The sequence below is a fragment of the Streptomyces sp. NPDC043996 genome, from assembly GCF_056435225.1.
In genome coordinates this window covers 82,956-96,131 of sequence record NZ_JBWKEY010000004.1, presented here as the reverse complement: position 1 = coordinate 96,131, position 13,176 = coordinate 82,956, and the positions used below count along the sequence as shown (strand labels likewise).

Annotated in this window: 13 protein-coding genes and 2 pseudogenes; 8 read left to right on the top strand and 7 right to left on the bottom strand. The window is 70.1% G+C overall.

Going from position 1 to position 13,176, the window contains the following annotated elements:
• Positions 1-272: 272 nt before the first annotated feature.
• Positions 273-1,061 (bottom strand): annotated as a pseudogene (locus tag AC07A4_RS11245) (oxidoreductase); the annotation flags it as partial.
• On the opposite strand from AC07A4_RS11245, the gene AC07A4_RS11240 reads away from it, so the two are divergent.
• Positions 1,001-1,642, top strand: a complete 642-nt coding sequence (locus tag AC07A4_RS11240) for a helix-turn-helix domain-containing protein (protein WP_478596110.1) — start codon at positions 1,001-1,003, stop codon at positions 1,640-1,642. The pseudogene AC07A4_RS11245 and the gene AC07A4_RS11240 overlap by 61 nt on opposite strands.
• On the opposite strand, the gene AC07A4_RS11235 is transcribed toward AC07A4_RS11240, so the two are convergent.
• A complete protein-coding gene (locus AC07A4_RS11235) occupies positions 1,636-3,465 on the bottom strand; it encodes an acyl-CoA dehydrogenase family protein (protein WP_478596107.1) in 1,830 nt (609 codons plus the stop codon). The genes AC07A4_RS11240 and AC07A4_RS11235 overlap by 7 nt on opposite strands.
• Positions 3,466-3,776: 311 nt before the next feature.
• Between AC07A4_RS11235 and AC07A4_RS11230 the strand changes: the two genes are divergently transcribed.
• Positions 3,777-4,667 carry an NAD(P)-dependent oxidoreductase gene (locus AC07A4_RS11230; RefSeq protein WP_478596104.1) on the top strand — a complete coding sequence of 297 codons (891 nt, stop codon included), beginning with the start codon at positions 3,777-3,779 and terminating at the stop codon, positions 4,665-4,667.
• A gap of 115 nt (positions 4,668-4,782) precedes the next feature.
• Here the strand turns inward: AC07A4_RS11230 and AC07A4_RS11225 are convergent, their stop codons facing one another.
• Positions 4,783-5,019, bottom strand: a complete 237-nt coding sequence (locus tag AC07A4_RS11225; RefSeq protein WP_478596101.1) for a hypothetical protein — start codon at positions 5,017-5,019, stop codon at positions 4,783-4,785.
• Positions 5,019-5,405: a DNA ligase-like domain-containing protein gene (locus AC07A4_RS11220; protein WP_478596099.1), complete on the bottom strand. Its 387-nt coding sequence runs from the start codon at positions 5,403-5,405 to the stop codon at positions 5,019-5,021. The genes AC07A4_RS11225 and AC07A4_RS11220 overlap by 1 nt, the downstream gene beginning before the upstream one ends.
• A 688-nt stretch (positions 5,406-6,093) precedes the next feature.
• On the opposite strand from AC07A4_RS11220, the gene AC07A4_RS11215 reads away from it, so the two are divergent.
• The 3 genes from AC07A4_RS11215 (at position 6,094) to AC07A4_RS11205 (ending at position 7,737) form a co-directional block, all read left to right on the top strand.
• Positions 6,094-6,372, top strand: a complete 279-nt coding sequence (locus tag AC07A4_RS11215; protein WP_478596096.1) for a hypothetical protein — start codon at positions 6,094-6,096, stop codon at positions 6,370-6,372.
• Positions 6,373-6,402: 30 nt separating this feature from the next.
• A complete protein-coding gene (locus AC07A4_RS11210) occupies positions 6,403-7,236 on the top strand; it encodes a helix-turn-helix domain-containing protein (protein ID WP_478596094.1) in 834 nt (277 codons plus the stop codon).
• A 309-nt stretch (positions 7,237-7,545) separates the two neighbouring features.
• Positions 7,546-7,737, top strand: a complete 192-nt coding sequence (locus AC07A4_RS11205) for a hypothetical protein (protein WP_478596092.1) — start codon at positions 7,546-7,548, stop codon at positions 7,735-7,737.
• A gap of 358 nt (positions 7,738-8,095) precedes the next feature.
• Here the strand turns inward: AC07A4_RS11205 and AC07A4_RS11200 are convergent, their stop codons facing one another.
• Positions 8,096-8,401 carry a DUF1330 domain-containing protein gene (locus tag AC07A4_RS11200; RefSeq protein ID WP_478596090.1) on the bottom strand — a complete coding sequence of 102 codons (306 nt, stop codon included), beginning with the start codon at positions 8,399-8,401 and terminating at the stop codon, positions 8,096-8,098.
• A 188-nt stretch (positions 8,402-8,589) separates the two neighbouring features.
• Here AC07A4_RS11200 and AC07A4_RS11195 point away from each other — a divergent pair, with 188 nt between their 5' ends.
• Complete coding sequence (locus tag AC07A4_RS11195; RefSeq protein WP_478596088.1) at positions 8,590-9,492, top strand: LysR family transcriptional regulator; 903 nt, start codon at positions 8,590-8,592, stop codon at positions 9,490-9,492.
• Positions 9,493-9,551: 59 nt separating this feature from the next.
• Here AC07A4_RS11195 and AC07A4_RS11190 read toward each other — a convergent pair.
• A pseudogene (locus AC07A4_RS11190) lies at positions 9,552-9,812 on the bottom strand (transposase family protein); the annotation flags it as partial.
• 475 nt (positions 9,813-10,287) lie between these two features.
• Here AC07A4_RS11190 and AC07A4_RS11185 point away from each other — a divergent pair.
• Positions 10,288-11,490, top strand: a complete 1,203-nt coding sequence (locus AC07A4_RS11185) for a hypothetical protein (RefSeq protein ID WP_478597477.1) — start codon at positions 10,288-10,290, stop codon at positions 11,488-11,490.
• Between the two features lie 141 nt (positions 11,491-11,631).
• Complete coding sequence (locus tag AC07A4_RS11180; RefSeq protein WP_478596086.1) at positions 11,632-11,793, top strand: hypothetical protein; 162 nt, start codon at positions 11,632-11,634, stop codon at positions 11,791-11,793.
• Between the two features lie 168 nt (positions 11,794-11,961).
• Here AC07A4_RS11180 and AC07A4_RS11175 read toward each other — a convergent pair whose 3' ends face one another.
• On the bottom strand, positions 11,962-13,167 hold the full coding sequence (locus AC07A4_RS11175; protein ID WP_478596083.1) for an FAD-dependent oxidoreductase: 1,206 nt from the start codon (positions 13,165-13,167) through the stop codon (positions 11,962-11,964).
• Positions 13,168-13,176: the final 9 nt, after the last annotated feature.

Genomic DNA, 13,176 nt, shown 5'->3' with positions numbered 1-13,176 from the left:
CGGGAAGCCGGACTCGGCCGCCGCCAGGCTGTGAGCGGGGCTGGCCTGCTGGTGTGTCCGGGGTCGTCGGGCAGCCGCGCAGACACCGGCCACCGCTGCGGCCTCGGTGAGGACGCGCGAGATGGTGCCGCCGGGTTACCGCCGGGTGCTCGCGGTGTACTAGGCCGTTGTCCCGGAGCGCCGCGTGGGCCCGTCGATCGCGGAGGCCGTGGAGCGGCAGACCACTGCGGCCGCCGTCGAGCCCCACGTTGAGGGCCCGACGGCGAGTGACGTCAGGCGGACCGGCTGACGTCGTCGAAGTCGGTGGAGGCCGACAGCTCGGCCCATGCCAGGAGGTCGCGCTCGAAGGCGTCGCGGCCGGCCTTGACGAGCCGGAGCGCGTCGGTGCCGAGCAGCAGGCGCGTCGGCGGCTGGTCGGCCGCCACGATGCGCAGCACCGCGGCCGCGGCCTTGTCCGGGTCGCCCGGCTGGTGGCCGCTGCCGCGGGTGCGCCGGGCACGCAGCGGCTCGAACAGCTCGTCGTAGTCGGCGATCGCACGCGGTGCGCGGATCATCGAGCGGCCGGCCCAGTCGGTCCGGAAGCTGCCCGGCTCGACGGCGGTGACGTGGATGCCGAGATCGGCGACCTCCTTGCCGAGCGTTTCAAGGATGCCCTCCACCGCGAACTTGCTGCCGTGGTAGAAGCTGAGGCCCGGCATGGTGATCAGCCCGCCCATCGAGGTGACGGCGATGACGTGGCCCGAACGGCGCTTCCGCATGTGTGGCAGCACGGCCTTGATCACCGCCACGGTTCCGTAGACGTTCACCTCGAACTGACGGCGAAGGTCGTCCATCGACGACTCCTCGAAGAGGCCGTCATGGCCGTACCCGGCGTTGGCGACGAGTACGTCGACCGGTCCCAGGCCGCGCTCAGCCTCGTCCACGACCGTGTCCACCGCGTCATGGTCGGTCACGTCCAGGATGCCGGCGTGCGCGTCGCCAGCGAGCGCCTCGAAGGCCTGTGCGTCGGCGGGCGTGCGTACGGTGCCCACCACCCGGTGGCCCGCGGCCAGCGCCGCGCGACCGGGGGACTGCCAGTCCCCCTTTCGCGGGCCGTGGGGGCGATCTCGGCGCCTATCGTGAACGGCATGGACCGCACACAGCTCTCGGTGAGTTCCTTCGTTCGCGGCGGGCACGGATCACCCCGCGCCAGGCGGGCCTGTCCGACGACGGCGGCTCTCGGCGCGTGCCAGGACTGCGCCGCGAAGAGATCGCGCGACTGGCGGGCGTGAGCGTCGACTACTACGTACGCCTGGAACGCGGACGCCGACTGAACGTCTCCGAGACCGTGCTTGACGCCATCTCCCGCGCGCTACGCCTCGATCCCGTCGAGCGCTCCCATCTGTTCCAGCTCGCCAAGCCCGCCGTGGGCAGGCCCCGCCGCACGGCGACGCGTCCGCAGCCGGTCCGCCCGGGGCTGCGCGATCTGCTCCGGATCCTCGAGCACACCCCCGCCCTGGTGCTGGGGCGGCGCCTTGACGTCCTTGCGTCCAACCGGATGGCACGCGCGCTGCTCACCGACTTCGACGCGCTGCCGCACCGCGAGCGGAACCCCCCTTCACGGAGAACGGACTCTCGGGCCCATGAGTCGAGCCGTCAGTAGAGTTCGGTGCCAGCTCCCCGAGTCGTGATGGGGTGATCGCGCCACAGCGCATCGTCCACGCCGAATGCGTCGACCAGGGTGAGCGCGTGCGGGGCGAGGCGCTCGACGAGGGTGTCCACACGGTCAGGCAGCGCCCGGACCTGAGCGGCATTGATGACCTCCTCGGCGAGGAGGTCGCCACTGTGATCCGCGATGTACCGCAAGGCGAACAGGTGGTGCACGTCCCGGAGCAGCGCCCTAGCCTCGGGGCTCGACGCGGCGTCGGCCGCGGCGCGCAGGGCGCTGGCGGCGAGCCGGTGCGCGTGCGCCTCGACCAGGGTGAGAGCCGCAGTGACCGAGCCGTTCCACCGGCGCAGGGGGCCGCCCGCTCCTTCCCTGCGCAGCCGGGCGCGGGCCCGCTGGTGCCATATGCGCTCGATGTCGCCGAGAAGATCCTGCACGCTGTCACAGTCATCGATACCGCGCGGGATCTCCGTGCGAGGCTGCTGGGGCACCCAGTGCCCGGTCAGCAGTTCACCTGCGGCCTTGGCCCAGATGACGGTGTTGTCCCCCTCGGCGGTGATCGCGCCCTCGACCGCGGCGAGCTGTCCGGCGATCCCGTTCGCCAGAAACAGACCGTGCGCTCCGCAGCGCTCGCGGCACTCGGTCATCACGGCACGCGCTCGCCAGGTGATCCACCCCTTGGCGATCGCGATGAGCCGCTCCGCATCATCGCGTTGCTCCTGACCTGCCTGGCCGTGCTCCGCCGCGGCTGCCGCGCTCCAGCGCCCGATCACCTGGCGCTGCAGGAGGGTGGCCGCGTACGCGATGGTGATCCCGTGCAGGAGCGGGCCGTGGTGACTGCGGTAGGCGGCCAGCGGGACTGAGGACCCTGTCGTAATCCCGGCGGTGTGCCGGTTGTGTGCGTGGCGTACGGCAAGGGTCAGGGCGTGCCGCATCACGCCCAGGGCGTACCCGGACATGCAGACTTTCCCGGTGGTGACCCGCCCTACCGAGTGCAGGAACCGCTTACGCCTGTTACCGATGCCGCTGGTGAACGTCCCGTCCCGAGTGAGACGTCCGTGGCTTGACTGCAGCATCGCCTCGAACGGCAGTCGGACGTGATCAAACATGGTGGTGCAGTGGTCGACCGGTGCGGTCGTGGTCTGCGGCAGAGGGCGGACTACGACGCCTGGCGTCACGGCCTCGCCGTCGTGGAGGGGCACCTTGAACAGAAAGACGCCCTTGTCCTCTCGGTCTCCCTTGTCGGCTGGCGCGCTGATGAGGAGGCGGGCCGCAACCAGCGCAACCTTCGCGCCTCCCAGCTTGCTCGTGTTCGGCATGAACTTGGCCGCGCCCACGGTAGGAGTGTGCAGCCTGAACTGCTGTCGCTGCGGGTCGTAGGTGGCTGTCGTCTCCATCTGCGAGGCGCTGTTGCCGTGCGCCATCTCCGTGCACAGGAAGACCCCCACCCGCCGCATCGACGTGAACTCGTCGATGTCCGCCCGCCCGTGGTCGATCATGCTCCCGAGCACCAGGTTGTAGTGGATGGACAGCAGCGTTCCCAGACCGGGATCGACCGGCCCCGCCCACTCGTGCAGCGCGCTCAGACAGCCGATGTCGGCCACCAGGGACTCCGCGTCCTCAATGGCCTCAGCCACTAAACGTAATCGGCGATAGGACTGGGCAGCCTGGTCGTGCGGGCTCAGCCCTTCCCGGTACCGGAAGGGCTCGGTAGCGAACAGTTTGCGCCAAACCTCGTGATACTGATGGTCACCGAAGAGGCAGCTGTTGAGGTCTGATACGGCAAGAGGCTTCTGAACACAGGCGAGTTGAGAGTTCACGCTCCGTTACGGTAGTGGATGGAGTGAGGGGAGATCATCCGGTCGCCCCCATGATGATCGCCACGATTCGCCTTCGGCGGGGCGTGGGTACTTGCCCATCTGCCGCCCCTTTGAATCTCCCGCCTTGCCCGTGCCGTGGCACATGGCCGAGAGCGGGCCAGTGAACCACGCGGTGGACCGAGAGCGCGCTCGCGGGCCGGTCTGAGACACCTCTTGACCTCAAGCGAGGTTCAACTTCTAGCGTGGCGTCCGCGCACCACAAGTGGACCTGTACGGACACAGTCCGCGGAACCGCGAAAGGGACGACGTTGATGACCACTGCCTCAGTACAGACTGATGCTCAGCCGGCCGTGACCGTGATCGGGTTGGGCGAAATGGGCTTCGCACTCGCGAGCGCCTTCCTGGACGGCGGGCATCCGACCACGGTGTGGAACCGTACGCCGGGGAAGGCCGACGCCCTGGTCGCCAAGGGAGCCGAGCGGGCCGCGACCGTCCGTGCCGCCGTCGCCGCCAGCTCGCTCGTGGTGGTCAGCGTGAAGGGCAGCACCGCGGTCCGCGAGCTCTTGGAGTCATCAGGTGACGCGCTGTCCGGCCGCGCCGTGGTCAACCTGACGGATGGGACGTCCGCGGAGGTCAGGGCTGTCGCCGACTGGGTCGAGAGACAAGGCGCGCAGTACCTCCACGGCCAGATCATGACGATCGCGCCGGGCATCGGGGCACCGGAGACAGTGATCTTCTACGGCGGCTCCGACTCCGTGTACGACCGCTACCAGCAGACGCTCCAGCGCATCGGCGGCGGGGGCACCCTGATCGCGGCCGACGCCGGTGTACCGACCCTGTACGGAATGGCCATACACGACACCATGTGGGGCACACTCAACGGATTCCTGCACGCAGCCGCTCTGCTGTCCAGCGAGGGCATCGAGGTGAAGCGGTTCCTGGACGACGCCAGCGCGTCCGTCGCCGCACTGCTGGCGTCCTTCCCGATGATCGCCGACGAGGTCGACCGCGGCGAGTACGCGACGGAGTACGGAGCACTGCAACACCACCGGCCCTCAGTCGAGGACCTGGTCCGCGAGAGCGGGGCGCGGAACATCGATACCGCGTTCCCCCGCTACACCCTCGACTTGGTGAACAAGGCCGTGGCAGAAGGGCATGCCAATGACAGCTACTCGCGTCTGATCGAGCACTTCCGGAAGTAGCGCTTCATGAGGCGGACGGTGGCAGCTGCTGACGCGGGCACCGGAGGCTGCGACTCAAGCTGAGCGGCGGCGAGACGTCCGGCGTCGACCTGGCCCGGGTCGCACTGCACGCCGCTCATGAGGCCGCCAGGAAGCGCGGGGTGAGCGAGGCCTGGGCTCCGCGGCGACGCCGGGCCCGGGCCCGGGTGCGGCGTGACGGCCGTGAGTCGGCCGGGTGCGCCGCTGCGCTCCAGGGCTTGTTCGCCGACCGGGCGCGGTTGAGCAGAGGCGGAGTGAGCTGCCACGGCACGAGGCCGTAGTGCTCGCGGATCTCGAGCACCGGCTTGACCAGCTGGTCGATCGAGGACGGCATCAGCCCGGCCGCATCACGCGCCCACCGGTGCCGCGCCAGGGTGTCGAAGAAGTACGACCGCTCGTCTCGCTGTCCGGCGCGGCCCGCTCGGTGGGTGTGCGGTGAGAAGACCTCGTCCAGCCCATCCGGTGGCGACCCAGATGCCGGGTGCGCGTGAGGATCTCGCCGTCGAGCACGGTGTCCGGGGGCGGGGCCATCGCCGGGACGGCCAGATCCATCCAGTTCGAGGTGACGTCCCGGCCGGAGCGGGGCAGCGGACGCACGGTCTCCACGGTGCGGAACAGCAGGGCCCGGCGACCGTCGAACTTCGGTTCCCACCACCAGTCGGCCCCGTGCGGCAGCTGTTTCGCGGTACGGGCGAGCGCGACGTCGACCGAGGGTTCCACCCTGTCCGCGCGTGCCGACCGGGACCAGGGCACACGTCGGCGTCCGCACCCCCGCTCCACGGTCCTGGGCAGGCTCGACGACCCGCCCGTGCCGGGGCTGAGGCCCTTGCGCTGTAACGCCCGGTCGGCTGTCGTCCGTACATCCGGAACGTTCCGCGGGGACAGCGCAGGAGGCATCTCGCGGTGTACAGCGGTGGGGTCGGGCAGCCGGGCTGCCCGACCCCACCCTGCGCGCTCGTGGGCCAACACGGGCGCGCTGGGTCTGCCGGTGACCGTGGTGGGAATCCCAGGGGGTACGTGGCGAAGACCTCGGGCATCGTCGCAGTGGCCCGGGCGGACGGGCAATGCGGGGCGTGCCAAGCGCAAATGAATGTGCGTCTTCGACGCACGCGGGTGCGTCGAAGACGGAACACCGTGTACCCCGGCGATGGCATCGCGGCTGGTCGCGGCGTCGGCGGTCGGCTACCTGTGGCCATAGATCGGGGTGTATGCCGTTATGCGGGACCGCTGGGCCATGTGACGGCTGTGAATCAAAGTTCGGGGGCCGGACCGGAGGATGACACGCTGTGTTGCGCCGCGTGAGGCAGGGCCAACTGTCTGCGGCACACGTCGAATTGGGAATTCCACCTGGCCCCCTGGTGCCCCGTGAGGGGTGCCGGGGCGCCACGGACTGTCTGGGGGTATGGACATGGACGGGCTCAGCGCTGAGGGCACTGCCTGGTGCGGTACTGGACGGGTGCGGCTCGGCCCGGGAGAGAGCGCGGTCATCATCGTGGTCGTCGTCCTCGCGGCCCTGCTCACGGTGCACGGTCTCCCGCCCGGGAAGGTAGCGGTACTGCTCGGTGGATCCGGGCTGCTGGCGGTGGTCCTCGTCCGCCTGGCCGCCGCGGGGCTGGTGCCGTCGGGCGCCCGACGGTGGGCGGCCGATGCCCTGACGCCCTCCGCGGCGCCGGGCTCCCGGCGGTGACGGGGGGCCGGGATGGGGCGCCGCTGGACGATGACGCTGGACCTGACCAGCCCGCTGGGGCAGCTCGCCCTGCACCTGCGGCACGGCATGTGCGGCAAGGGGATGACCATCGCCCAGGCCGCGGCGAAGCTGTACTGCTCGCCGACGAAGGTCCAGCGCGCCATGGCGGGCCGGGTGCTGCCCGACTGGGAGCTGGTCCGTGACTGCGCGCGGCTCTTCGGCCTGGACTCCGTCCTGCTCGAGGAACTGTGGCAGGCGGCGGAGCAGCAGCGGCTGCGTGCCCGGCACGGGGCACGGCAGACCTCGGCGCCCAGGGTGCGGCTGGTGCGCACCGCCGATCAGTTGTCCGCCGCGCTGATCCGGCTGTTCGAGGAGGCCCGGCGCCCGCGCTTCCGGGAGATGGCCCGGCGGGCGGAGCGGGCCGCGCAGGGGTCCCGGGACTCCGCGCGGATGTCCCACACGACCGCCTGGCGGATAGCCACCGGCAAGGGGCTGCCCGGCTCGAAGGAACAGCTGCGCGCTTTCCTGTTCGCCTGCGATGTGCCCCCGGTCGCGTTCCGCCAGTGGATCGACGCGTGGGAACGGGTCCAGATCCACGAACGCCTGGAGCGGCAGACCCGACGGCGCGAGCGCCAGGGGGAAGTGACTGTCTCACCGGAGGAGGCCAAGGTCCTCATGCGCACCGCGGGCCTGTCCCCGCGCGATCCCTATCCTGGCTGGACCCGGCCGTGGGCCGCGCACTGCACGGCCTGCCGGGCCTTCAGCCGCTTCCGCCTCAGCCAGGTGGCGCAGACGGGACAAGGATGCCGCGTCTGTGCCGTGTCACGGAGTCGGGCGCCCGAGACCGCCCCCGGGCGTGGGTGACGGCACGCGGGGGTGACGGCACTCGGCGGCGGCGCACCGGGCGAGCCTGCCTGATGCGCCACCGCCGAGCTGACCACCGCGGCGGCAGCCAGCCCCCGGTTGCCGCCGCGCTGGCCGTCCGCTGCAACGCCAGCGGACGCACCGCCTAGGGGAGGGATTCCTCGACGGGCGGGGCGCCCACGTCCCCGTTCCTTCGAAGGCCGCCCATGGACCATCGGCGTATTGCAGGCGGGCTGGGCAGGAAGCGATGATGGGCGCAAGGGCGGCCTGACCTGGCCGCCGGGCCTTCGAGCCAAGGGGGAGACACTCATGCGCACTGTTGCTCGTCTGTCTGCTGGCCTGCTAGCCGCCGTGACACTCACCGTGGGTTTCGTATCCGGCGCGTCCGCGGCCGAGTCCAGCCGCACCGCCCCCGCCAAGCCGCTGCCCTGGGAGGCCTCCCATCTCACCACCGGGGCTGGAGAGTTCACCACCCTCTGCGCCGGCGGCTGCCCGCATTAGCGCCAGCGCTGGCCGATGCGGGGCCGTGAATCACCCTGCTTGCAGGGCTGCGCGGGGCCGGGGCATCGCGGCAGTGGGGTAGGCCGGGTGGCGCGTGAGTCGGCGGGCCATGAGGATGAGCATCGCCTCGGCGCGCTCGGGGCAGGTTTCGTAGTCCCGTGCGTTTCTCCGTGCGTTCAGCAGCCACGCCGTGGGGTCGACCGCGTGGCGAGGTATCTGTGACCAGGTCCTTTCGCTTCACGGAACTTCCGCGGGCGAGATGGGGCACACACTTGGCTTCGAACCCGTCTCGTGAGTCGTCGTTCAGCACCGTGTGCGTATCAGGTGACGGATGCTCGGCGATGGCTGGGCCCGCCGGTCAGTCGATGCTTTCGATGATGCGGAAGTCGCGCTCGACGCCGTGGGGGAGGGCCACCAGCGCCTTCTGGTATGCCTCGCTGTCGTATGCCGCGACGGCCTGTTCGAAGCTGTCGAACTCGATCAGAACGACGCGGTGTGTGTTTCCGGCTTCGTGGGCGACGACTCGGCCGCCACGGGACGGGAGCAGGGACACGGTGCGCCCGCCCCCAGCCTGGACAGCCGGACCGGCCAGCTTGTCGTAGGCAGCCAGCTTCTCAGGGTCGGGAATAGCGCGGTAGACACTGACCCAGTAGCCCTTGGCCATGGAAACCTCCTGTGTTCGGCCGGACACGTCCGACTCCGAATTGACCCTCAGATCGGTCGATCCCGGTGACGGGTATTACCGCCTGTTGGATCGTCATACGCGCAGGTTAGGGCTTGATGTGCCGTCGGGGGAAAGACCGGTACGGGATAGACTCAGAACGGATCGTTATCAATCGGCAGGGAGGGCGCGTGGCGCCGGATACGGTGAGCCTGCGGTATTTCCTGATGCTGGCGCAGGAGTTGAACTTCACCCGCGCGGCCGCACGGATCGGTATCGCACAGCCCGCACTCAGCGCCCGGATGCGCCGCCTGGAGGCGGAACTCGGTACGGCCCTGCTGGCCCGCAACACGCGTAGCGTCGTATTGACCACGGCCGGTGCCGCGTTGGCGGAGACCGCGCCGCCCGCGCTGGCGGCGCTGGACCGGGCATGGGACACCGCCCGGAGCGCGGCGGCCGGTGAACTGGGCACGCTGCGCATCGGATACAGCCTCAGCACCGGATCCGAGACGGCACCGGCCCTGGTGGACAGGCTGATGCGCGGCAACAGCGGACTCGACGTCGGCGCGGTCCCGATGGCGACACCGGAGATCTCGCCCGCGGTCGCCGACGGCCGCATCGATGCCGGGATCACCCGCGGTGAACAGCCGGGCCGTGGTGTGCGGCGGTTCCTGCTGCGGCGTGCGCGCATCGGGGTCCAGTTGGCGCAGCACCATCCGCTGGCCGCACACCCGGAGATCGAGATCGCCGACGCGGCCGCGTATCCGCTGCGACTCCCTGACCGTGCGGCCAACCCCGTGATCCACGATCAGCTGTCCGCACTGTTCGAAGACGCCCGACCGCACCCCCGATTCCACACGCCCGCAGTCTCTTTCGACATGTCCCAGCGCGACCTGCGCGACGGGGTCACCCTCGCCCCGGCCGGAGAAGCCGCGGCCACGGCACAACCGGCCGGTCTCACCTGGCGACCACTGCGAGGCGCGCCCAGCCTGACGATCCACCTGGTCCTCCCACGCGAGCAGTCACCACTACAGCGCCGCGTCCGTGCCGTCGCCAAGACCCTGGCGCACGAGTTGCACTGGCTGCCGGACTGACGTGCCAGCGGCCAAGTGAGACGGACGCCTGCGGTCTTGCTGCATGAGCGTTTTGAGTGTTGTTTCTCCAGGGTGAGGCTGGTTTTGGTGAGGACGCTCATGTGGTTGGGGCTGATGCGGGATTTGCGCAAGATCTGCCAGGACTTCAGCTGTGCCATGCCTCGTTCGACAGGAGCCCGGGCCGTGGACAGGGCCCGGTTCCCGGGCCGCTCGGTGAGGGTGATTTCACCGCCCGGCGGGCGGCGCTTGGCGGTGGTGACCCAATCGCCCGCCCCGATGTAGGCCATGTCGGCGAGGATCGGAACGCCCTGGCGCTCGCAATCGGATCCCCGGGTTACATGGCCCGCGAGCGAATGCAGGGGGTGCCGACCGACGGACAAGCTGGGCACCGCGCCGCATCGGTCGGCCGACCTCCTTGATCACGATCGCCACCAGATACCAGAAGACCGCCACCTTCTGTGAAGCAGCGGTGATCAGGACACGCGAAGCGATCAGTGGGCGGGTGACCGCGCGGCGGGTCTTGGCGGCTCTCGCCGCGCAGGGCCTGGATCCGCTCGGCCGCAGCACCTTTGAGGGCGGCATTCCCGCGCCTCCACATCACTGTGCGGTGATGAGGGTGTCGGCGTGGTCGAACGCCAGGTGTTCGGGCAGGTCGTCCAGGAGCTCAGCGGGCGGTGCGGGCGTCGTCCCCGGCGGTGATCGGGGTGTGGGCGGGGGCGACGGCCGCGTACGATCGCGTACGCGACGGTGACATACCGGCCGCGCGGGTCACGGTCGGGGGCGTTCCAGACGCCGATCTGGCGCAGAACGTCGGCGGCCACCTGGACGTCGGCCTCCTCCGTCAGCTGGTGGGCAGCCGCGGTGCGCGACACCTGTACGGCGGCCGACCTCGGCACACGCCACCCGTACATCAAGACCACCGAAGTGTCCCCGACGATCACCCACTTCAAGGGCTGGTTCGTCACCGAGGGCACCACCGGCAACCAGACCGTCACCACCAGCACCCAGACGACCATCTCGGTCTCCGTCGGCCTCAACAACAACATCGAGGGCGGTTTCGCCCCCGAGACCCTCGGCAAGGCCGGCGTGATCGTGGGCCTGAACGTGAAGGTCGAGTACTCCTCCACCAGCACCGAGTCGAACTCGGTCACGTGGAACTTCGGCCAGCCCGGCTACTACGGCGTCTACAAGGGCACCAAGAAAGTCACCGGTACGTACGGAAGCCTCAACTGCAACCGAGTCCAACAGAGCGACGGCAACTGGGCGTTGAAGTGGATCGAAGGGCCCGACGGCGGCAACTTCACCACCTACACCACCCTCGAGGAAGGCGCGGTGCGCTGCCAGGACAAGGTGCCCCCGGGCAGCATCATGGCCAAGGCACAGACCCTCCTCGACTGCGGCTCGGCCGCCGCGAACGCCGAGCACCCGGCTGGTGCGGTGGCGCCGACGGCGAAGCAGAAGCAGGACCGCCTCGTGCGGCACCCGGCTCCCAACAGCGGCCCGTCCGCCGAACAGCCCAGGGCCACCGGGCGCAGCGCGCGGGCCGCTCTCGACTGCCAGGCCGAGATCTACAAGATCGCTGTACCCGGCAAGCCCCTGTCCTGGGGCGCCCCGATCCTGGCGGCCGACGGTGTCCGCCTGCGACCCTCGTCCATCTTCAGCGCCCACCTGGACAACTGGCGCCTGTGCAACGTGACGGAGCGCAACGGGGTCATCGAGGCGTCCCTGTGGAACTGGGGCATCGGCGGGTGCGCGACCATCTCCGGGCAGAACCCGGTCGCTGAACGGGCGGCCCTGACGACGGTCAACTGCACGGAGGACGACCTCCAGCGGTTCTACATCTACCGCGACGTCCCCGGCAGCTCGAAGATCGGCGTGCAGAACAAGTACACCGGCTACATGACGGGCTACGACCGGTACGCGGACGGGGAGTTCATACGCCAGTACTCCAGCGGCAGGCAGGACGGTACGGGTACGTACACCCTGATCCGAGTCTGACCGCCCACACCCCGTGAACGGCCCCGCACGCGAACCCCCGACCTTCCGGTTCCGCGCGGGGCCCTGCGCATCCCCACCTCGAGCCCGACCTTGGGACCAGCGGAGCAGCCGACATCTCGTTACAGCGGTCGGCACGCCCGCATGCGTGCGGCCCTGGCCAACTGCTCGGAACCGGGCACAGCCGTGAACTGGCTGCGCACCTCCCGCTCCGCCCTGGCCCACCGACGCCACCACGCCCGCGACTTGGAGAGCCCGCACCGGCTCGAGTCCGATCCGGTCGATCTGGACGAGGACTCCCAGTGAGACCTGCCGCACCAGTGCCGCACCGACACCGGCCTCGCCCTCGAGGTGTGGGCAGCCGGAGCGATTTTGTTGCTTACATCGACCACGGCGCCGCCGCACACGGTACGCCAAGGACCTCACCTGACGCGACAGAGCGGAGAGCGTGCCGGATTGCCGCGCGCACTCGGCTCAGTCGTCGAGGTCGTTCATCTCGTCCATGAGGTCGAGGAGTTCCGGCGTGATGAACTCGCTGACCGGGCACGTGCCGGAGAGCGTCGAGAAGTAGCGGTCGGACAGCTCGCTGCTCGTGGCGACCGCGCGCAGCAGGTCCACATGGTGGCCGGGCGGGTTCAGCTCGGCCGTCTTCAACGTGCTCTTGTAGTCGGGGATGAGGATCTCGGTCCGCTCGGCGGCGAACTCGTCGAGGGCCTTGCGTAGTTGCTCGGGGTCCTGAAGGGCGTCGCCTATCCGGTCCACCAGGAGCTGGGCCTGGAGGAAGGCATCGGTGATGCCGCGTGCCGTGATGGAGTCCTTGTGGTGGCTCGCGTCGCCGATGAGGGCCCAGCCGGGCCCCGCGGCCCGGCGGAAGAAGTTCAGCTGGTCACCGGTGCCGAACAGCCGCTCCACCTGGGTGCCCGCGTCCATCTCCGCGCGCACCTCGGGCGCCGTGCGCCGCGCGGCGTCGAGCAGGGCCGCGAGACCGTCGCGCTTGACCTCGGGGAAGCGCGCCTGCGGGAAGTACGCCGCCACCAGGGTCGCGCCGTCGTTGGTGGGCACCGTGCCGACCCAGCTGCCACGGGTCTGATAGAGCCGGAACCGCGAGGGCAGGCCCTCCCAGTAGCTGTAGTAGCAGCAGGTGAGGGTGGGGGCCTTGAGCTCGTACGGCGCCTCGACCTGCGCCGCCACCGTGGAGCGCATGCCGTCGGCGCCGATGACCAGGCGGGCGCGCTCGACCACCTCGGTCCCGCCGCGCGAGCCAAGCCGTACGCCCACGACGCGGTCGTCCTCGAAGACGAGGCCGGTGACCGGGCAGTTGTCGCGGAACTCCACGCCCGCGTCGACCGCGGCGCTCGCGAGGATCGGGTCGATGAGGAAGCGGCGCGGTGCGTACGCCGCCCGCTGGCCGTCGACCGGCCAGGAGGAGCCCTCGATACGGATGCCGGCGTACGTGTAGCGAGCCTTGTTCAGGGGCGGGCAGCCGGTGGCCACCACCTCCGGCAGGACGCCCCACTTGTGGAGGAGCGCGACGCCGGGCTGGTGGATGTACAGAGTGGACAGCGTCTCCTTGGGGAAGGCGCTGCGCTCGACCATGAGTACCCGGTATCCGGCGCGCGCGAGGAGCATCGCGGCCGGGGATCCAGCGACCCGCGCTCCGACCACAATCACGTCGTACACGAGAACCTC

Bases quoted from the DNA above. Each gene is read 5' to 3' on its own strand.
- AC07A4_RS11230 (WP_478596104.1), top strand. From the start codon at position 3,777: ATGACCACTGCCTCAGTACAGACTGATGCTCAGCCGGCCGTGACCGTG.
- AC07A4_RS11225 (WP_478596101.1), bottom strand. From the start codon at position 5,019: ATGCCGTCCTCGATCGACCAGCTGGTCAAGCCGGTGCTCGAGATCCGC.
- AC07A4_RS11215 (WP_478596096.1), top strand. From the start codon at position 6,094: ATGGACGGGCTCAGCGCTGAGGGCACTGCCTGGTGCGGTACTGGACGG.
- AC07A4_RS11210 (WP_478596094.1), top strand. From the start codon at position 6,403: ATGACGCTGGACCTGACCAGCCCGCTGGGGCAGCTCGCCCTGCACCTG.
- AC07A4_RS11205 (WP_478596092.1), top strand. From the start codon at position 7,546: ATGCGCACTGTTGCTCGTCTGTCTGCTGGCCTGCTAGCCGCCGTGACA.
- AC07A4_RS11200 (WP_478596090.1), bottom strand. From the start codon at position 8,401: ATGGCCAAGGGCTACTGGGTCAGTGTCTACCGCGCTATTCCCGACCCT.
- AC07A4_RS11180 (WP_478596086.1), top strand. From the start codon at position 11,632: ATGCGTGCGGCCCTGGCCAACTGCTCGGAACCGGGCACAGCCGTGAAC.